Annotated in this window: 9 protein-coding genes and 1 pseudogene; 4 read left to right on the forward strand and 6 right to left on the reverse strand. The window is 64.6% G+C overall.

The window, feature by feature from the left end:
• Nucleotides 1-79 precede the first annotated feature (79 nt).
• The 3 genes from AB0C34_RS13985 (at nt 80) to AB0C34_RS13995 (ending at nt 12,385) form a co-directional block, all read left to right on the forward strand.
• Entirely contained in the window at nt 80-10,441 is a 10,362-nt protein-coding gene (locus AB0C34_RS13985; protein WP_357072225.1) for an amino acid adenylation domain-containing protein, read from the forward strand.
• A gap of 356 nt (nt 10,442-10,797) precedes the next feature.
• Nucleotides 10,798-11,733 (forward strand): NAD(P)H-binding protein, encoded by a 936-nt coding sequence (locus AB0C34_RS13990; protein WP_357071399.1) that lies wholly within the window; start codon nt 10,798-10,800, stop codon nt 11,731-11,733.
• A 106-nt stretch (nt 11,734-11,839) separates the two neighbouring features.
• On the forward strand, nt 11,840-12,385 hold the full coding sequence (locus AB0C34_RS13995; RefSeq protein WP_357071402.1) for a GNAT family N-acetyltransferase: 546 nt from the start codon (nt 11,840-11,842) through the stop codon (nt 12,383-12,385).
• A gap of 47 nt (nt 12,386-12,432) precedes the next feature.
• Here the strand turns inward: AB0C34_RS13995 and AB0C34_RS14000 are convergent, their stop codons facing one another.
• Nucleotides 12,433-13,215 (reverse strand): hypothetical protein, encoded by a 783-nt coding sequence (locus tag AB0C34_RS14000; protein WP_357071405.1) that lies wholly within the window; start codon nt 13,213-13,215, stop codon nt 12,433-12,435.
• 408 nt (nt 13,216-13,623) lie between these two features.
• On the opposite strand from AB0C34_RS14000, the pseudogene AB0C34_RS14005 reads away from it, so the two are divergent.
• A pseudogene (locus AB0C34_RS14005) lies at nt 13,624-13,803 on the forward strand (Tn3 family transposase); the annotation flags it as partial.
• A 148-nt stretch (nt 13,804-13,951) separates the two neighbouring features.
• On the opposite strand, the gene AB0C34_RS14010 reads toward AB0C34_RS14005, so the two are convergent.
• The 5 genes from AB0C34_RS14010 to AB0C34_RS14030 all read right to left on the reverse strand — a co-directional run bounded on the left by AB0C34_RS14010 (nt 13,952) and on the right by AB0C34_RS14030 (nt 20,824).
• Nucleotides 13,952-14,806, reverse strand: a complete 855-nt coding sequence (locus AB0C34_RS14010) for an SDR family NAD(P)-dependent oxidoreductase (protein ID WP_357071408.1) — start codon at nt 14,804-14,806, stop codon at nt 13,952-13,954.
• Between the two features lie 339 nt (nt 14,807-15,145).
• A complete protein-coding gene (locus tag AB0C34_RS14015; protein ID WP_357071411.1) occupies nt 15,146-17,512 on the reverse strand; it encodes a hypothetical protein in 2,367 nt (788 codons plus the stop codon).
• A gap of 328 nt (nt 17,513-17,840) precedes the next feature.
• Nucleotides 17,841-19,457: an MDR family MFS transporter gene (locus AB0C34_RS14020; RefSeq protein ID WP_357071413.1), complete on the reverse strand. Its 1,617-nt coding sequence runs from the start codon at nt 19,455-19,457 to the stop codon at nt 17,841-17,843.
• A complete protein-coding gene (locus AB0C34_RS14025; RefSeq protein ID WP_357071416.1) occupies nt 19,454-20,095 on the reverse strand; it encodes a helix-turn-helix domain-containing protein in 642 nt (213 codons plus the stop codon). Before AB0C34_RS14025 ends, AB0C34_RS14020 begins: the two co-directional genes overlap by 4 nt.
• 189 nt (nt 20,096-20,284) lie before the next feature.
• Nucleotides 20,285-20,824 carry a helix-turn-helix domain-containing protein gene (locus AB0C34_RS14030; protein ID WP_357071419.1) on the reverse strand — a complete coding sequence of 180 codons (540 nt, stop codon included), beginning with the start codon at nt 20,822-20,824 and terminating at the stop codon, nt 20,285-20,287.
• Between the last annotated feature and the right edge of the window lie 78 nt (nt 20,825-20,902).

A 20,902-nucleotide genomic window follows, 5' to 3' on the forward strand; every position in this document is an offset into this window, starting at 1 on the left:
GGACCGTAAAGCGTTACCCACCCCGGTATTCACCGACAACACCGTATACCGGGCACCCACGACACCGGTCGAACAGGCTATCGCCCAATCGTTCGTTGACATTCTCGGTGTCGAGCGGGTGGGTGTGGATGATTCGTTCTTCGCTCTGGGTGGTGACAGCATCATGTCGATCCAGTTGGTGACCCGGGCCAGGGCGGCGGGGTGGGTGTTCTCCGCGCGGGAGGTGTTCGAACGTAAAACCGTCGCTGGTTTGGCTCAGGTCGCTGTCCGGGATACTGCCGCTGCTGTCGCTGTTGCGGAAGAACTGCCCGGTGGCGGTGTCGGGCCGATACCGTTGACGCCGATCATGCGATGGCTACTCGAACAGACCGAGCCGGGGTCCGGGTTCGGGCGTTTCTCGCAGTCGTTGCTGTTGGGTTTGCCCGCGGGAATCGACCGGCAGACCCTGACAAGCACGGTGCAGGCAGTGCTGGATCGGCATGACATGTTGCGCGCACGGCTACACCCGGCCGTCGATGGGGGTTGGGCGTGGGAGGTGTTGCCGGTCGGGGTGGTTCGAGCCGACGACATCATCCACCGAGTGGTGACCGAACCACGAGCGAACAGCGAGGAGTTCCGGTCGCTGGCGGCGGCGGAGTTGGATGCGGCTGCGGATCGGCTCGATCCGGACGCGGGAATCGTGGTGCAGGTGGTGTGGTTCGATCCAGCCGACGCGGCAGTGGCGGGTCGGGTGTTGGTGGTAGTGCATCATTCGGCGGTCGATGGGGTTTCGTGGCGGGTGTTGGTGCCTGATCTTGCGGTCGCGTGGGCGCGGATCGCGGCCGACCAGCCACCTGACCTGCCTCCGGTGGGGACATCGATGCGTCGGTGGGCGCATGGGCTGGTCGAGGAGGCCCACTGTCCGCGCCGCGCGGCGGAACTCGAATCGTGGCAGGCGATGGTTGTGGAGAATGATCCGGTGATTGGGTCGCGGCCGTTGGATCCCGCGGTCGATGTGGCGGCCACTGCGGGCACGGTCGAGGTCGAGGTGTCGCCGGAGGTGACCGCCGCGTTGTTGACCGACGTGCCCGCAGCGTTCCACGGCAGTGTCGCTGATGGGTTGCTGGCTGCGTTGGCGGTGGCGGTGACGAAGTGGCGGCGCGAACACTTGCACGAAACCGAAACCGGGGGGTCTGGTGCTGTGCTCGCGCAGATGTTGATCGGTGTGGAAGGCCACGGTCGTGAGGATGGCGCGGTGGTGGGTGCGGATTTGACTCGGACGGTGGGTTGGTTCACGACGAGATACCCGATGCGTTTGGATATTTCGAGTGTCGATCTCGATGATGCGGGTGCGGGTGGGTCGGCGTTGGGGGTTGCGGTCAAGTCGGTCAAGGAACAGCTTCTCGCTGTTGCTGATCACGGGATCGGTTATGGGCTGTTGCGGTATCTCAACGAGGACACCGGACCGATTCTTGCGGCGCTGCCGGCGCCACAGATCGGGTTCAACTACCTCGGCCGCGTCACGGTCGGGACCCAGGAAGACAGGCAAGCGATCGGGTGGATACCCGTCGACGACGGTGGCCGCTGGGACACCGAACTCGCCGGTGCCCGAAACCCGGACATGCCGATGCCCGCGGTACTCGATATCAATGCCCACACCCTCGACGACGGGAACCGGTCACGGTTACGGGCGAGCTGGTCATACCCCGTCGGGATACTCACCTCGACCCAAGTGCGTGAGATAGCAGACTCATGGAGCCGGGTATTGACCGCGTTGGCGACACACACTCGCGGTGCCGGTGCCGGTTCCCGTGTTGGTCTTGGGGGTCGGACGCCGTCGGATCTGGATTTGGTTCGACTCGGCCAGTCCGAGATCGAACGCCTCGAGGACAGGTATCCGATGTTGAGCGACGCCTGGCCGTTGACCCCACTACAAGCAGGGCTGCTGTTCCACGCGACGATATCCGAGGAATCGGTGGACGCCTACATGGTGCAACTGGTCCTCGAACTGGGTGGACAACTCGACCCGGCCCGGCTACGTCGAGCCGGACAGACAGTACTGGACCGGCATCCGAACCTGCGCGCCTCGTTCATCACCGACACCGACACCGGACCGGTCCAAGTAATCACCGACAACCTCGAAGCACCCTGGTCAGAACTCGACCTGTCCGGGTTGGACGAGGACGCACGCGACCGGGAGTGGGACCGGTTGATGGCCGCGGACCGGGTAACCCGATTCGACCCGGCACACGCCCCACTACTGCGCTGGATGCTGGTCACCATCGCGCCCGATCACCACCGGCTGGTGCTGACCAACCACCACCTCCTACTCGACGGCTGGTCCACGCCACTACTGCTGAAAGAGCTGCTGGTGGCGTACGCCACCGACAGCGACACGACGATACTGCCCGCTGTCCACCCCTACCGAAACTTCCTGGCATGGATGGCCGGACAAGACCGCGCCGCCGCACTCGAGGTGTGGGCTCGGGTGTTCGATGGCACCGACGAACCCACCCTGGTAGCGGCGATCGATCCCGGCCGCCGCTACACCGAATCACGTGACGTGCTCGGCGAACTGACCGAACAACAAACCGCCACACTCACAGACCTCGCCAAATCTCGTGGAATCACCCTCAACACCGTCGTCCAAATGGCATGGGCGATCGTGCTCGGGGAGTTGACTTCTCGGGAGGATGTCACGTTCGGTTCGACGGTTTCTGGTCGGCCGCCGCAGCTCGCGGGTATCGAGTCGATGATCGGGTTGTTCGTCAATACGTTGCCGGTGCGCGTGCGTCTCGATAGCAGTGAGAGTTTGGGAGGGTTGCTCGATCGGATCCAGTCCGAGCAGACGATGTTGCTCGATCACCATCATGTGGGTTTGACCGATATCGAGCGGGTAGCGGGTCCGGGCGCGGTGTTCGACACGATGACTGTGTTCGAGTCCTATCCGGTCGATCGCGGCGGACTGACTACCGATACCGATATCGCTGGCATGCGGCTACTGGGTGTGGCTGGTACCGACGCCGCGCACTACCCGTTGGGAGTGGTCGCGCATGTCGACACGCGACTGCATTTGAGAATCAAATATTTGCCGGAATTCTTCGACCCCGACACGATGGATTCGACCTTGCAGCGGGTCCTGCGCGTGATCGGCTATCTCACCGACGACCCGGATCTGCCACTGGCCCGGTTGAACCTGCTCTCCGCCGCGGAATACCGTGAACTGACCTCGGTATCGGGTGTCGCGGCGATGCCCGGACGGGTGCTGCACGAACTGTTGGCGGCCGCAGTGCGAACAGACCCCGCAGCGGTCGCGGTGGTATGCGAGGACCAGCGCTGGACCTACCGCGAACTGGATACCGAATCCAACCGGTTGGCGCGACTGTTGATCGGTCGGGGCGCGGGACCAGAGACCAGTGTCGCGGTCGGACTACCACGATCGGTCGAGTCGGTTCTGGCCACCTGGGCGATAGCCAAAACAGGTGCCGCGTTCGTACCCGTCGACCCCACCTACCCGATCGGCCGGATCGAGCACATGCTCACCGACTCGGGGGTGGAGGTCGGAATCACCTTGTCGGAGTGGCGGGACCAACTGCCGGGGTCGGTGCAGTGGTTGATCCTCGACGAGTCGGAGGTCGAGGCGGAGGTAGCGGCGTTGCCCGCCGTGTCGATGACCGATGCGGAGCGAACCCGGCCGGTACGGGTCGATCATGCGGCCTATGTGATCTACACGTCCGGCTCGACCGGCGCGCCGAAGGGTGTGGTGGTGTCACACCGGGGGTTGGCGAATCTGATGGCCGAACAATGTTCACGCTTCGGCATCGAGCCAGGCGCGCGGGTGCTGAATGCCGCATCTCCGAGTTTCGACGCAGCTGTCCTGGAACATCTGTGGGCGCTCACTTCGGGTGGGCAGCTGGTGATCGCGCCGCCGACCATCTACGGCGGGGCCGAACTGGCGCAGATCTTGTTGCGGGAGAAGGTAACCCATGCCGCACTGACGCCTGCGGCGTTGGGGACGGTCGATCCGACCGGGCTCGACGACCTCAGGACCGTCGTAGTCGGTGGCGAGGCGCCCCCGCCCGAACTGGTGTCGCGATGGGCGCCGGGCCGGAGATTGTTCAACACCTACGGTCCGGCAGAGGCCACGATCCAGACCGATGTCAGTGCGCCGATGGTGGCAGGCGGGACCGTGACGATCGGCCGACCGATTCGCGGGGTCGGGCAGGTCGTGCTGGACGCGCGGCTGCAGCCGGTGCCGGTCGGAGTGGTGGGGGAGTTGTATTTGGCGGGTCCCGGTCTGGCTCGTGGTTACCGCAACCGGATTGGTTTGACGGCGTCGAGGTTCGTCGCCGACCCGTTCGAGGGTTTCGGACAACGCATGTATCGGACCGGAGACCTGGTGCGCTGGCTGCGGCTACCCCGAGGAGGATTGACGCTCGACTATGTCGGCCGGGCAGACTTCCAGGTCAAGGTTCGTGGTTTCCGCATCGAACTCGGCGAGATCGAATCGGCTCTGCTGGCCTGCGGAGGCGTCGCTCGCGCCGCGGCGACGGTTCGCCGGGGCCGCACCACCAGCGACCGGTTGATCGGATATGTGGTGCCCGTGCCCGGCGTCGACCTCGACACGGCTGCGGTTCTCGCCGACGCTGCGGAGCGGTTGGCCCCGCATATGGTCCCCGCGACGGTGATGGTGCTCGACACGTTGCCGATGACGGCGAACGGCAAACTCGACCGCGCCGCTCTGCCGGAGCCGGACTTCACCACGGCCCGAGCCGAATTCCGTGCACCGGTCGGCGAGGTGGAGACCGAGCTCGCGAAGCTGTTCGCGGAGGTGCTCGGACTCGACGAGGTCGGGGTGGAGGATTCGTTCTTCGCGCTCGGCGGTGACAGCATCATGTCGATCCAGCTGGTGACCCGGGCCAGGGCGGCGGGGCTGGTGTTCTCCGCACGCGAGGTGTTCGAACGTAAAACCGTCGCCGATCTGGCCCAGATCGCCGTCCGCGACAGCACCGCCGCTACGCCCCTTCCGGAGGAACTGCCCGGCGGAGGTGTCGGGCCGATACCGATGACACCGATCGCGGCGTGGATGTTCGAACGCGGCGGCGGATTCGATCGGTTCTGCCAGTGGACCATGCTCACTTTGCCGGCCGACATCGATAGCGCCGGAATCGCTGCCACTGTCCAGGCGGTGATCGACCATCACGACATGTTGCGGGCCCGGCTGGAGCCGGATCCGACACACGCCGCCGGTTGGGCTGTGCAGGTGCAGCCGATCGCGGCATCGGCGGCCGCACTGATCCGTCACGTGTCGGTGGACGCGGCGCCCGGCACTGCGGCATTTGCCGAACTCGTCGCCGCGGAGGCGAACGCGGCAGCCGAACGTCTGGATCCCGCGGCGGGAGTAATGCTGCAACTGGTCTGGCTCGACTGGGCCGAACAGCCGGGACGGCTACTCGTCGTCGCACACCATCTGGTAATTGACGGCGTGTCGTGGCGGATCCTCATTCCCGACCTCGCTATCGCGTGGGCCCAGATCAGTAGCGGGCAAACGCCGCAGCTCGCGCCGGTCGGCACCTCGATGCGGCGCTGGGCGCATGGGCTGAACACCGCCGCCGAGAACGTCGATGAACTCGACTGGTGGCAATTGACGCTCGGCGCCGCCGATCCGCCGATCGGTGCACGCGATATCGACCCCGCCGCGGACGTCCAGGCAACCGTCGCCACTGTCGAGGTGGCGCTACCGACCGCGGTGACCCGCGCTGTACTCACTACCTTGCCGGCGGCCTTCCACGGCAACGTGGATGACGCCCTCATCGCGGGACTCGCGCTGGCGCTGACTCGCTGGCGTCAACGGCGCGGATGTGCGGTCACTGACACGCTGCTCACATTCGAAAGCCACGGCCGCCACGACACGGTACTGCCCGGCGCCGACCTCACTCGCACCGTCGGATGGTTCACCACCACCTACCCGGTGCGGCTCGACCTGTCCGATATCGATGTCGACGACGCGTTTGCGGCCGGGTCCGCCGCCGGAGCGGTCATCAAATCGGTCAAAGAACAACTCCGACAGGTCCCCGGGCACGGGATCGGCTATGGGCTGCTGCGCTACCTCAACGCCGACACCGCCCGTGTCTTGGGTGCGCTACCCACCCCTCAGGTGAGCTTCAACTACCTCGGTCGATTCGACACCATTCCGGCGAACGTGCGCGACAGCGGGTGGATGCCCGCAGGTGATGACACCGATGGCGGCGGCGTCCAAAATCCCGATGCTCCCCTAGCAGCCGTACTGGGCATCAACGCAGTCACGATGGAAACATCGGACGGGCCTATACTTACCGCCACCTGGGACTATCCCAGCGAACTGCTCACTTCCGCCGACGTCACCGACCTGGCGGGACTGTGGCTGGACGCGGTGACCGCGCTGGCCGACCACGCGTCCGAGCCCGGCGTCGGCGGGCTGACCCCCTCCGATGTAAGCCTTGTCGACCTCGACCAGGACGCGATCGATCAGCTCGAGGCCCGACACCCCACCCTGGACGACATCTGGCCCCTCACGCCGCTGCAGACGGGGTTGCTGTTCCATGCCCAGCTCGCCGACGAGTCTCTCGACGCCTATATCGTGCAACTCTGCGCGGAACTCGGCGGGCACGTAGACGCGGACCGGCTGCGCCGCGCCGCGCAGGCTATCCTCACACGGCACCCAAACCTGCGCACCGCGTTCGTTCGCGACAGCGCCGGCAGACCGGTCCAGGTGGTGCACCAGCACGTCGACATTCCGTTCACCCAGATCGACGTCACCGAGCACGGTGACTCCGCGGCCGTGGTCGAACAACTCATGGACACAGATCGCCGCATCCGCTTCGATGTGACCGCCGCGCCACTGCTTCGACTGACACTGATCAGCACCGGGCCACAGCGGTACCGGCTGCTGTTGAGCATGCATCACATCCTGATAGACGGCTGGTCCACGCCACTGCTCGTCCGGGAGTTACTGACCCTCTACGCCAGTGACAGCGACCCCGCGGCGCTCACCCGAGTGCGTCCTTATCGCGACTATCTGATGTGGCTGAACGCCCAGGACCAGGACGCGGCCGAAATCGCATGGGCGCGAGCACTCGACGGCGTCACCGAGCCGACTCTGATGGCGCCCGCGGATCGCGGCCGTCAACACCGCACAGCCGCACGTGAGGTACAGCTGCCATTGAGCGAACACCACACCGCGGCGCTGGTCATGGTGGCGCATCAGCAAGAGATCACCCTCAACACACTCATCCAAGCCGTGTGGGCGATTGTGCTGGCCACCGAAACCGCGCGCGACGACGTGGTCTTCGGTACCACGGTCTCGGGACGCCCCCCACAGATCCCCGGGATCGAATCGATGATCGGGCTGTTCGTCAACACCGTGCCTGTCCGGGTCCGGCTCGACCACCGCGAAAGCCTCGCCCAACTTCTACGGCGCATCCAGGCCGGCCAGGCCGCGCTGCTCGACCATCACCACCTCGGACTCACCCAGATCCAACGCGTGGCTGGTCCCGGCGCGATGTTCGACACCGTGACGGTCTTCGAGTCCTACCCGGTCGACCGTGCCGGACTGTCCAAGGACACCGATATCGCCGGAATGCATGTTCTCGACATGCACGGACGGGACGCCGCGCACTACCCGCTCGGCCTGATCATCGAGCACGACACCCAGCTACGCCTGACCTTCAAATACCTGCCCGAACTATTCACCCAACACCGAATCGACGCCATCGCCGACCGAGTGGCTCGAGTGCTCGACAGCATCACCACCGACATCGACCTTCCGCTCGCCCGATTACAACTGCTGTCGTCGGTTGAACGAGCAACGCTGGTGCCCGCTCGCGGGAGGCCCGGCGAGGTGGCGTCGGTGTTGCCGCACATGTTGACGACCGCGATGATGCCGGACTCCGAAGCGGTGGTCTGTGACCTCGAAAGACTGTCCTACCGCGAACTCGATGAAATCACGAACCGGTGGGCTCGGGTGTTGATCGACGCCGGGATTGGGCCGGAATCCTTGGTAGCCGTTGCGTTACCGCGCTCTATCGACGCCGTGATCGCTGTATGGGCTATCGCCAAAGCCGGCGGCGCATTTGTTCAGATAGATCCCACTCACCCCCACGACCGGATCACAAGCATCCTCACCGATTCCGGTGCGTCGGTCGGGCTGACACACCAGACCTACCGAAACCGGTTACCGGACACGATCAGTTGGACGGACCTCAACAGCCTGTCCTTCACCGCGACGTCGGCGGCAGCAGACCCCGCGGCAATCACCGACTCCGAGCGCATGGTCCCGCTCGAGCCACAACACCCGGCTTACTTGATCTACACTTCGGGCTCCACCGGCACCCCCAAAGGGGTCATGATCACCCACGCCGGGCTGGCGAACCTGGCCGCCGAAACACGGGAACGGTTCGGCCTGACCCCGACCTCTCGAATGCTGGCCGCCGCGTCGCCGAGCTTCGATGTCTCGATCCTCGAATTGATCAGCGCCATCGCGGCGGGAGCCACTCTGGTCCTCGCCCCCGCATCGGTACTCGGCGGCACCGAACTCGCCGAGCTGATCAACGCCGAACATGTCAGCCATGCCGCACTCACGCCGTCTGTGCTGGCTTCGATGCGCCCCAACGAAGTCGACACCCTGGACACCCTGATACTCGGTGGCGAGATCTGCCCGCCGGAGCTGGCACATCGATGGACACCGGGCCGCACGGTGATCAATACCTACGGGGCTTCCGAAACCACGATCATGAGCTGTGCCACCACTCCGTTGCGGACGGCCACGGACAACCCGATGCCGATCGGTGGTCCTTTGCGTGGATTCACCGCCGTAGTACTCGACCGCGGACTACGCCCGGTCCCGCCGGGAGTAGCCGGCGAACTGTACGTGTCCGGACCAGGATTGGCCCGCTGTTATCACAAGCAACCGACAACAACCGCAGCCCACTTCGTCCCCGACCCCTACGGGCCGGCCGGGACAATCATGTACCGCACCGGCGATCTGGTCACCTGGGTCGCCGACCAAACGCTGCAATACAACGGCCGCAGCGATCAACAAATCAAAATCCACGGTCAGCGCATCGAACCCGGCGAGATCGAGAGCACGCTACGCCGCCACCCCGACATCGTGAACGCTGCTGTCACAGTCCACACCCCACCCAACGGCACCGACCAACTCGTCGGCTATGTCGTACTCGGGCCGGACAGTTCACCCGACACCAGCGCGCTCACCACCTTCCTCGCGACCCGACTACCCGCCCACATGATTCCCACCACCATCCTCATCTTGGACCGAATACCTCTCACCCCCACCGGCAAGATCGACCGCAACGCCCTGCCCGTCCCCAACCGGCGACGCTCCCGGTTCCGGGCGCCGTCCACCCCACTCGAGGTCACCGTCTGCGAAGCCTTCACCCAGACCCTCGACATCGAACGCGTCGGCGTCGACGACGAGTTCTTCACCCTCGGCGGCAATTCGCTGGCCGCCGCCCAACTCGTGGCGCGGTTGCAGGAGGCGACCGGTGCCAGCCTGCCGGTGCAATGGATCTTCACCGATCCGACCCCGCAAGCACTGGCTCGACGGATCGACACCCGTCTGCGTGGTCTCGACGAACAGGACTCGAACGACGCACTGTCGGTTCTGCTTCCGCTGCGCGCCACCGGGTCCGGGCAACCGCTGTTCTGCGTTCACCCCGCCATCGGATTGGCGTGGGGTTTCAGCGGTCTGCTGCCGCACCTCGAGCCCGACCGCCCGGTATACGGACTGCAATCCCCGGCAATGACCGAACCTACCGCGCGGTTCGACACGCTCGACCAACTTGCCGACCGCTATGTTCAGGAGATCCGGTCCGTCCAGCCGCACGGCCCGTACCACTTGCTCGGCTACTCGCTCGGCGGCACCATCGCTCACGCGATCGCCGTCCACCTTCGTCGCGATGGCGACTCCGTCGCGACGCTGGCCATGATGGACACCCGTGTCGTGACTACCAGCAGCGTGCGTGCTCCCACACCGAGCATCGGCCAGATGCTCGCCGAATTCGGAGGCCTCGCCGTGCCACCGGACCCTGCCGATCTCCCCGTAGAGGCCGCGGCCGACCTGCTCCGTCGGCAGGGCGGACTTTTCACAGCCGTGACCACTGAGCATCTCGAGATCCTGCACCGTGATTACACCCGCCTGGTCGAGCTCACCCTGAATCACCGGCCCGGACTCTTCGACGGTGACCTGATCTACTTCAGCGCGGACGCTGGGCGCACAGGGAACGGGCTCTCCCCGGCTCGCGCCTGGAACGACCACATCACCGGCCGTATCACCGATCACCACATACCCGGTCGGCACGAACGGATGACCGATCCCGACGCACTCCATGCCATCGGACTTGTTCTTACTGCCCACTTCCGCCGCACGCTTACCACCGGACTGGAGACCCCCACGAAGACCTGACCTGATCGCGACGGCGGCGCCGCGCCGGGTCTCTCAACCCGATAGACCGGCCGCCCGATCGCCGAGCAGGAGTACGACCACGCCCGCTATCGGTGATGGCGGGGGATCGCCGGCCATTACGCCGCGTAGTCCTGAATGCCTACACGCGTGTAAACTCCGAATTCGCAGACTTGATCTTTCTGCGGTCGAATGACTGCCACGATATTGCTGTTCATGACAGCTCCACCATATGGCACGCGGTACGGGAACCACACCCCCGAGAATCGGGCTTGGATTGCCTACGTTTCGAATTATCCAACCTGAGCGGGACAACCAGGAGTAACCCGAAACTATTTCGCGGCAAGGAGAATTCGGGCATGAGTGATCCAGCGCCGTATCTTGTCACCGGTGTGGGCGGCGGTGAAAGCAGCGTCAGCCGGTTAGTGGCCGAACTGCTGCTCACCGGCGGCGAGCCGGTGCGGGCGATGGTGCATCGTGACGACGGGCGGGCCGATGCGCTCCGCGAACTCGGCGCCGAAATCGTCGTCGGAGATCTCACCGTGCCGGTCGATGTCGCCGCGGCTTTCCGCGGCGTGCGCCGGGCATTCTTCAACATGGCTGTGTCGGCCGACTATCTGGAGGCCGCGGCGGTGGTGTGCACGATCGCCGATGAGCGCGGCGATCTCGAAGCACTGGTAAATATGTCGCAGATGACGGTCTCGCAGATGACGTCGACGAGCTCCGATGAATCGCAGCATCAGCGGCTGCACTGGCTGGCCGAACACATGATGAATTGGTCGGGCGTCCCCGTCGTTCACGTCAGACCCACCGTTTTCCTGGACAATCCGCTGTTCACCATCGTTGCCAGTCGGCAGGTCGCCGATCGAGGAGTTCTGTCGTTGCCGTTCGGCACCGGCCGGACCTCACCGATCGCCGCCACCGATGTAGCACGTGTGGTCGCCGCTGTTCTCTGCGATCCGACCGAGCGCGTCGGTCACGTGTACGAGTTGACCGGGCCCGCCGCTTTGGACATCGAAGGTTTGGCCGAGCAATACACCCGGGCGCTGGGACACCCGGTGTCGGGTATCGATATGCCCTACGACGACTTCGCGCAGCAGATAGGCGCGGTGCCGGGCATTTCCCCGCACACAGTGCAACACCTGCTCACCATGGCGAAGTTGCACCGCAACGACCGCTACAACCGGCTCACCAGTGACGTCGAGACACTCACCGGTCAGCCTCCGCAATCGGTCGAGCAGTACGTCGCCGGTCACCGCGACCTGTTCAGCCGCCCCACCCCCACGTCCAGATAGCCGCGATGGAAGATGGTGTGGTTCAGTCGCGGCCGACGCGCACGGAATGGACTCGTCGCATTGTTTTCGACGACGCATCCATTCGGCCGGAGCGGAGGATCGGGTCATGACGACGACCGTGCTGACCAGCGACAGACTGACCATCCGGGGTTGGACAGCCGACGATGCCGAGTCGGCTTTGGGGATCTACGGTTCCCCTGAGGTTGCCCGATGGTTGACACCCGTGATGGAGCAGGTAGACACCATCGACGCGATGCGTAGGACGCTGGAGGCTTGGCAACAGGCCCAGCCGGACCTCATACCGCCCCAGGGCCGGTGGGCCGTAGAGCGGAACGACGACAGAGCGGTCATCGGTGGTGTGAGTATCCGTTTGTTGCCGCCCGCTGATGACCTCGAACTCAGCTGGCACCTCAACCCTGGTGCGTGGGCACATGGCTATGCCACCGAGGCGGCAGGAGCCCTGGTCGCCTGGGCCTTGGCCCAGGATGTCGACGAACTGTTCGCGGTTGCGCGGCCGAACAACGTGCGCGCCATCCGCACAGCACAACGTCTCGGCATGCAGTGGGTCGGTGAAACCACCAAGTACTACGGGCTGAGGTTGCAGGTCTACCGCATCCGGACCAGCGATCTCTCCGAATCCACTCTGAACTGAGGACAATTCCCAGCGGACCATTGGCCACGGCCCTCTCGCGGCAGACCTCAGTCGGTGCCCGATCGCGCGGCGGGCGGAATTGCCCAGCGTCGGAACATGTCAGGCGTCCGCGAGCGTCCGGGCGCGGTGCGGCGTCCATAGAGTAGTTGGGCGACCGCGGCGACCGCCGATACCAGCGATGTCGTGCCTGCTATGACACCCGATGTCGTGAGGGTCGGGCTTGCGTAAGACATGCTGCGCAGCCCCGGAACAGGGTACTGACCGTTGCCTGCGGCCGTGCGGATGAGCAGACCGATCTGGGTGCCCACGTCCCGCGGCGATCCGGCGCCGACCATCGCCCGCAGATCGCTTCCTTTTCCGTTGAAATAGATCAGGGCGACGACGACGAAAACCGAGACGGCGACCGTGGAACCCACTGTCAATCTCGACAGCGTCTCGACGCGGGCCCGGAGATTCAGCACCACGGTGGCCACGGTGACGACAACCGCCACCCCCGCGAGGATGCCCCACAATCCATCGACCTTCGCGCTGGGCGGTGGCGACCCCGACCACAGACCAGCCATGGTCGTGGTAACAGTGACTCGGCCGAAGGCATTGGTGCTGATCTTGCCATCGGGACCGGTAGCGGCAAGCCACGGCTGGAACAACAGCACAAACGTGACAGCACTTCCCACCGCGGCAGCCAGGTACCCCCAGTCGTCCCGCCCTGCGGCACGGAACACGCGGAAGTCGACACGCCGTGGGGGAGAAGCCCTTTCGGGGCGGCCGGCGGTCTTGATCAGCGGTGGGCGTGACGTCGCGGTCAATTGCCAGGGAGTCGGCTGCACCATGGACTGGAACTCTAAGTGGCAATCGGCAACATGAGGCACTGGCTATCCATTGGCATCCGCCAATTTCCTAGACGCAGTGATTCCACTAATACAGCTCAACCAGGAGTTTCCGTGCGAATACCGCATCATGCATGAGGCGAAGGCGATTCAGATCATAGTGGAGCAAATGCCAGGAGATGTGCAACTTCAGGGCACTGGGTGCCGATTGTTTCGGTATTCCACACAGGTATGGAAGCACCTCAGCACAGGCATCTCGACATGACCCCGGAATCCTGAAGCTGTTAGGAATTGCAAAGTGCCTCGGCGGCAGCGGGTTCGTCCAGCTGACCGGGCGGGTGTCAGGAGTGGTCGACCGGGGATCTGGTCGGATCGGGTCGTGGACGCTGGTCGGGAACGACTGGCAGGTTGGTGGGGGCGGCGGAAGAACTCAGGCGGGAGATCAACAGCGGGTTGCGGGTGGTAGAAAACTGGAACTCCGCCACCATCGTCGTCTTCTTCTACGGCAAGGATTCCCAGCTGACCGGCGCCGACCGTGAGCACACCGAGGTGTCGATGCTCGCTGCGCACCTGCTGTGGTCGGCGCTCGTACACATCGAAACCCCCTGCTGCAAGCCGTCCTGGAGAGCCCGAAGCCCCGGTGACATGCGCACCGTTCAGGAGGCCGACCGGGTTGGCGTCCGCAGTACGGCACGGCCGCACAGGAGGCCGTTCGTGTCGTCGACGCCGACCCGACCGTTCAGCGTTCGTCTGGGGACGAGATTTCGCGGGCACGGACCTGGACCAAGACGTTACGCAGTTTTCCTGCCCGGGCGAGAATCATGTCACCAAGCGGACCGACCATGCCACGCAGCCAGTCCAGGGGGCGCCAGAGGGCTGGCGCCACAACTCGGGTGCGTTCGCGTTCTACCGCCCTCAGGATTTCCTTCGCCGCCCGGTCAGGGCTGATCCGCCGGGTGAGCATGCGCGGGAACAGCTCTTCGGTCTTCTCGAACAGTGGATCGGCTCCCTTGGTGTTGTTCACCAGGTCCGTATCGACGAAGCCGAAATACGCTGTGGTGATACCGATCCCAGCCACCGACAACTCGACGCGCAGCGTACGCGCGAGCGCTTCGACACCGGCTTTGCTCACCGCGTAGGGCGCGCCGAGCACACCGTTGACAAACGAGTACACCGAGGCGACCACGACCAGTCGGCCGCGGCTCACGCCCAGGTGCGGCACACCGGCCTGGACCGTGTTCCACACTCCCCGCAGGTTCACGCCGATCACGCGGTCGAACTCGGCCAGGCTCGTGCCCTCCACGGTCGCCATCTTCGGCGCTACGCCAGCATTGGCGACAACCACGTCGACACCACCAAGTTCCGCGGCGGCCGCCGCAACCGCAGCGGTCAGCCCTTCGGGATCGGTGACATCGGCGACGAAAGCTGAGGCTGACGCACCGAGTTCCGGTACCACGCGCCCCAACTCGATTTCATCGCGGTCGAGCAGCGCCACCCGAGCTCCCCGCGCGATCGCGGCGCGCGCGGTGGACAGACCGATGCCGCGTGCCGCGCCGGTGATCACCACTCGCTTACCCTCGAGATCGGTCATCATGCCACCACCTGCTCGCGGTCGGCGCAATCGGCGGACGCACCATCCCCCGCACAGGTCGGCTGGTTCCTCGATCGGGCGGCACTCACCATTCCGTTCGCGGTGGAGTATCGACCAGGGCACTCGGTGGTGATTTCCGTACCGTCAGGACGCACGTGCGGCTCCTTGTCGAAGAGATCTCATGAGATGTTGCAGCGCGGTGAACATCAGCCGCCGGTTCGGCGGTGCTCGAGCACGATCCACCTGGATGCGGCTCGCCCTTCAGAAGGTAGACGATCCTATTGGCGCACGGCCAGTCATTCGCGCACGCAACGACCACTTCCCTGGTGGTGCATCGGACAATCACCGGACAGCGGGGGAGAGGACGATGTTGGCGGGCGTTCTCTTGGCGCCGGCGGCCCATCGGTCGGTGTCGATCGCGGCGCTGAGTTGCGCTTGGACGGCACGCAGGTGGGCCGGGTCGGACGGGTCGGCGACGAATCTGTCGACAGCGGTAGCGGTTCGCTGCGCGTGTTCGGTGCCGATCCGTCGCATTATGAGCAGCGCGTCGTCCCGGCTGTATGGAGCCGTATCCTCCCCATCCGCGACCTTCTGCAGCGCGGCCAGTTTCGCCTTTGTCGGGGCGGTCATATAGTCGTGCACATATCCCAGTGGGGTGTCGATATCAGTGATGCTGCCATGGAGCGTGACCGCGTCGGGCATCTGCGTCCGGTAGGCGAGTGCCGCACGTTCGATCTCCGCGATGGCGGCGGGGGTATGCGTCGCGTTGACATGAGCGGCAGCGGCGACGACCCCGGAGAGGTTCTTGTCGGCCAGCGAATCGGCCGCACTGTATCGCATGACTTGGCTGCGGGCCTGGACCGCTCGGTGCACCAGATCATCGTCGGTGAAACCCGCGCCGCGTAAGGCGGAACTCAACTGGGACAGGCTCGCGCCGCGCTGGGTCATCGCCTCCTCGATAGCCGCCGCGGCACCACGAGCGGTATCGATGCCGCCACGGCCAGCGTGTTCGGCCGCGGTGACGCCGACACGGGCAGCATGCACAAGGCTTTGCTTGTCGCGGAAATTGTGTGTGAACAACCCATCTCGTCCATAGATCGTGGACGAGCCGATCGGGGTGGCTTGAGCCTGCCACAGTTCCCGTTGCGCCCTGTTCTTCATCCTCGAATAGGGGTCGAGTGGGTGTTCCCGCATGAACATCCAGGAGGCCAGCGGGCTGGTGTTGATGGCATTGACCGCATACACCGCGCCGAGGAGCCCGGCGTGCGCGCCATGCGGGCCGGTCATGGCGTGCTGTGCACCGGCGTAACCCATGCCGAGGGCGTGACCATTCGAGCCGTCCCCGGCCGAGGTCCCGGCACTCTGAATGGCGACGGCGAACCGGTCGGCGATCCAATCGGTGCCGTTGGTGAGACTGCCGTTGAGCCGCCGGAGTTGGACGATGGCGAGGACCTCGACGATAGCCCCCAGCACGAGCACGACCATGACCTGGTCGCGGGCCTGTGCGAACAAGTTGCCGAGGAATAAGGTGTAGACGGCCAGGAAAAGAGTGAAAATCGTCATGCGCGCCGCCGCGACGAAGCTGTCGACGAGATTGCGGACCAGGAAGGTCTGGGTAGGCCCGTAGACGAATCCACCTGCGGCCATACCGAATATGGCCATGAAAGCGTGATACATCGCATCCAGTGCGGCCCAGATGACCTTCAACCCCAAATAGGATCCGAAGCACAACACGATAGTCCCGCAGACCAGCAACACCAGTCCGGAACCGATCTGCCCCATCCCGGGATGGTCGGCCTCGGAATAGGCTGCCAAGTCACCACATGTCCGCATGCCGTTCAGCACTCGGGTGTCGTCGCCGGCGCGCACTCCTGCCGACCACGCGGCCCGGCAGGTGGGCGAGCGGTCGACTACATGTCCGAAGTTCCACACTTGCACCGGGTGCCGTGCGAAGTTGTCGGCCATATCGGCCTGCATGGAGGCCACCAACTGATCGGGATCCGGACGGGCGTGACCATGCAATCCTGCAGCTACCGAGATGCCGAGATCGCGGCCCGTAGTCAGCAGTCCGTGCGACGACATGACTTCCGCCAGTGGCTCCGCCAGCACGATCGGGCCGAGCAGCCCGACACCCACCATCGTCACAACCTGCATTGCCGCCTTGGCGTGATAGCCGCGCATTACGAACCACGCCACGAAGAAGGCGCCGATTGATGCCGCCACCATCAGCAGAATGGGAGTGGCGATCTGTCCGGTGAGGGCGTCCGCGACACCTTGCAACGCATTGCCGAACGGGTCCAGCCACCGGAAGCTCATCGCAAAACCGATCACCCACACTGCCGAGGTCACCAGAACCATGTACCCGATGAATTCCAGGCCGAGAACCATTGCCACCGCTGTCTCCAACGGATTCAGCAGACCGCCGTGGCCGGTGGCGAGCAGGTAGTCGGTCAACGGCACTCCAGCGGAGTCTCGGATCTCCATCCAGCTCAGCGCCGCGATTCTCGTCCCACCGGCTCTGGCCGTATCGCTCTGCGCCGTTGCTACCGCACCGATGCAGCCCGGAAGAATGACCAGAGCGGGGACCAGGGCCAGGAACCACACGACACGGCGTCGACCGCGAGTCGCGGTGGCCGCAGTGTGCAGACGCCGCAAGATCTCGCACGGTTGCCACCGAGCAGGATCCTGGAACGTACGTTCCCACGCCATTGCCATTGCCTCCGTTGATTGCAGCCCGATGCGCCGAATCGCGCTGTCAGCGCGACTCCGTCGGCACCGCGCACGGTCGCGTCGAGGCATTCGGTGTACTCACGTCGCCAGCCGCTACCGCGCATAGGACGCCGACCCTATCCGACTATGGTCAGGCTATCCTAATATTCACCAACGCTGATCATCGCAGGACGTGAGCAACACCATGCCCACCGCGCGGCACGCACCCCTCGGCGCGGCAGCCGTAAAAGTCGACGGGCGAGCATCGCACAACAGTGGGCCGGGTGATTATATTCGCCCGGCCCACTTCACATTCGGCGCCTACACCTCAGCGCTCGGCCACGAGCTCCGGCTCCGGATCGACATCCGAGTGCGGGATGCTCTCCGCCATCACCGCTTCGCCGCGGGCAACCATGCCCGCCTCGTCGGCGAGTTTCATATGCGGAATGAACAACGCGAGCACGAATGCGAGCACGACACCCGGAATCAGATACCAGAAGCCGGGGACCAGCGCGTCGACATACGATCCAACGATCGCGTCGTGCAGGGCGTCGGGCAGATTCTTGACCGCCGACGGCACCAGCGCACTCGGGTCGAGTTTCGCCTGGATCGCCTCCCGACCGTGCGTCTGGAACACCGTGCGGAGACCCTCGGTCAACCTGTCGGTGAAAATCGAACCGAAGATAGCGACACCGAGCGCGCCACCCATCTCACGAAAGTAGTTGTTGGCGCTGGTGGCGGTGCCGATCTGGTCGGGCGACACCGCATTCTGCACGACGAGCACGATGATCTGCATCATCAGACCGAGACCCGCGCCCATCACAAACAGCATCGCCGAAACCACCCACATCGGGGTATCGGCGCCCAGCCGCGTCAGCCATAGCATGTCCGCGAACATCAGCGCCGCACCGAGCGGCGGATAGACCTTGTAGCGACCGGTCTTGGTGATCATGGTCATCGAAGCGATCAGGGTGATCATCAGACCGACCATCATCGGTATCAGCAAGAGACCCGAGACCGAAGCCGATGCGCCGCTGGCCATTTGGAGGTACGTCGGAATAAAGGCGAGCGCCGCGAACATCACGAGGCCGACCAGGAAGCCGATCGCCGAGGTCAGGACGAAAGTCCGATTGCGGAACAGCCACAGCGGCAGCATCGGCTCCTCGGCCCGAGCTTGCACCATGACGAACAAGGCCACGATCACCACGAGCGCGGCGATCATCGTCACGATTACCATCGAACCCCAGGCGTACTGCTTGCCGCCCCAGTCGGTGATCAGGATCAGCAGTGTGGTCGCGGCCGACATGAGCACGACTCCGAAGTAATCGGGCCGGGTCTTGGGGCGGTGGCTCGGAATGCTCAGGTAGCGAAAGGCGACGACCAGCGCGGCGATACCGACCGGCACGTTGATCCAGAAGCACCAGCGCCAGCCGAGGTGGTCGGCGAAGAAGCCGCCGAGCAGCGGACCCGCGACCGACGTGATGCCGAAGACAGCGCCCATCGGCGCCATGTACTTGCCCCGATCCTTCGCAGGCACCACATCCGCGATGATGGCCTGCGCCAAGATCATCAGACCGCCGCCGCCCACGCCCTGCAAACCTCGGAAGGTGATGAACTCCCAGAAACCCGTCGCCGCGGCCGCGCCGACGGATGCGACGGTGAAGATGGTGATCGCGAACAAGAACGGCCAGCGCCGGCCGAACAGGTCACCGAATTTTCCATAGATCGGCATCATGATGGTGGTCGCCAGCAGGTATGACGTTGCGGTCCAGGCCATGTGGGAAATGCCACCCAGATCGCCGACGATGGTCGGCATGGCGGTGCCCACGATGGTCTGATCGAGGCTGGCCAGAAACATGCCCGCGATCAGCGCAGTGAAGATGAGCCCGATCCGGCGCTGAGTCAGGACAATCGGTGTGGGCGGCGATTCAGCCGTCGCAGTCATTCGGCACGTCTCCTTTTCTTGCCTGCCGGCTGCTCGAACAGCCGGGCAGCCATTGCACAGTGGTCCCGCATCGACACAGCCAGCGATACGGTCGGATCACCAGCCGAGGACATCGCCGCCCTCGTGGTGATGGTTGTCATGACGCCCGCCGCGAGTGAGACGAATTCGGGCGAAACCTCGTTACCCAGCCGCGCCACAAGGAGCTCGCCCAGGGTGGCCTCCAATCGGACGCCGGAGGCGACGAAGGCGGCGAGCACGCGCGGTTCGGTCTTTATTATCTCCATGACCAGCGAGATACCTTCGCGTACTTCACCTTCCGGCTCGTATCCGATAGCGAACAGCCAAGTGAGGTCCTCGATGAGTACACCGGTGGGGCCACCTGCGATGAATCGCTCCCGCAACTCCGGTGTGCCGATCTCGCCGACCGGGCCGACCACCGCATCCATCTTGGTCTCGTAGTAGTTGAAAAATGTGCGCTGCGAGACGCCGACGGCTCGCGCGATGTCCTCGACGGTCGTGGCATCGAGCCCGCGCTCGACCGTGAGCCGCCGCGCCGCCATGGCGAGGTCGAGTTGGGTCCGCAGTTTCTTCTGCTCGCGCAACCCGATCGTCGGCTCGGCACGCTTGGCCTGGGACATGCCGCAGAATTTAGCACAAACTGTAAAATTTCAGGTACTGCAAGTTATGGAAACGGGGCGCGGAAGACCGCCGCGCGGCAATCGCCAGTCGTCAGAACCTGCCGGATCCGACCGCCCGCCCGTCGGATCTCGCCGCGGCACACGAAATCCGGACGCGGGAACTCATCTCGGTCGCCGACGAGTTCAGCATTAGGGCATACGTTCGGAATGTGCGCGTGTATCGAGTGGCTGCAAGAGGCGATGCGGAGTGCGCAGAGCCCGGGAGACGGGATCATCACGAACGCTGAAGTCCGCGCCCGGGCCGGGATGAATTTCGAGTTCCTCCGGGCCAGGGGAATACCGACAGGTCGCGCAGTGTCCTACCGCGTCGACCCTGCTGCCGCAGCCCACGTGAAGGAAGAGCCGGCGCGGTGAACTTTGCCCGGCCTGCTGTTCGCCCCACTGAGACAGCGCGTAGAGCGCAGGCCACAGCATGCGCGCCGAGTCGGTCAGCAAGTATTCGTCACGACCACCGCACGGCACCTTGGTGAGCAGGCCCGCGCGGACCAGCGACGAAAGACGTTGCGTGAGAACCGCCTTCGAGATGTCCAGATGGCCGGCGAAGTCGGTGAACCGACGCACGCCATAGAACGCGTCGCGCAGGATCAAGAGCGTCCAGCGCTCACCGACCAGCTCGAGCGCGCGCGCCAGCGGGCAGTCCTGCTTCGCATAGTCCACTCCGAGGCTCATGCTCATCAGCATACACATTTGGTCTGTTGACCGAACCTAACGCCTACTCTATCGTAACGGTTCGATCAGCAGACCAAG

It is taken from the genome of Nocardia sp. NPDC049220 (genome assembly GCF_040647855.1).
Lineage (GTDB): Bacteria > Actinomycetota > Actinomycetes > Mycobacteriales > Mycobacteriaceae > Nocardia.

Bases quoted from the DNA above. Each gene is read 5' to 3' on its own strand.
- AB0C34_RS13990 (WP_357071399.1), top strand. From the start codon at position 10,798: ATGAGTGATCCAGCGCCGTATCTTGTCACCGGTGTGGGCGGCGGTGAA.
- AB0C34_RS13995 (WP_357071402.1), top strand. From the start codon at position 11,840: ATGACGACGACCGTGCTGACCAGCGACAGACTGACCATCCGGGGTTGG.
- AB0C34_RS14000 (WP_357071405.1), bottom strand. From the start codon at position 13,215: ATGGTGCAGCCGACTCCCTGGCAATTGACCGCGACGTCACGCCCACCG.
- AB0C34_RS14010 (WP_357071408.1), bottom strand. From the start codon at position 14,806: ATGATGACCGATCTCGAGGGTAAGCGAGTGGTGATCACCGGCGCGGCA.
- AB0C34_RS14015 (WP_357071411.1), bottom strand. From the start codon at position 17,512: ATGGCGTGGGAACGTACGTTCCAGGATCCTGCTCGGTGGCAACCGTGC.
- AB0C34_RS14020 (WP_357071413.1), bottom strand. From the start codon at position 19,457: ATGACTGCGACGGCTGAATCGCCGCCCACACCGATTGTCCTGACTCAG.
- AB0C34_RS14025 (WP_357071416.1), bottom strand. From the start codon at position 20,095: ATGTCCCAGGCCAAGCGTGCCGAGCCGACGATCGGGTTGCGCGAGCAG.
- AB0C34_RS14030 (WP_357071419.1), bottom strand. From the start codon at position 20,824: ATGAGCCTCGGAGTGGACTATGCGAAGCAGGACTGCCCGCTGGCGCGC.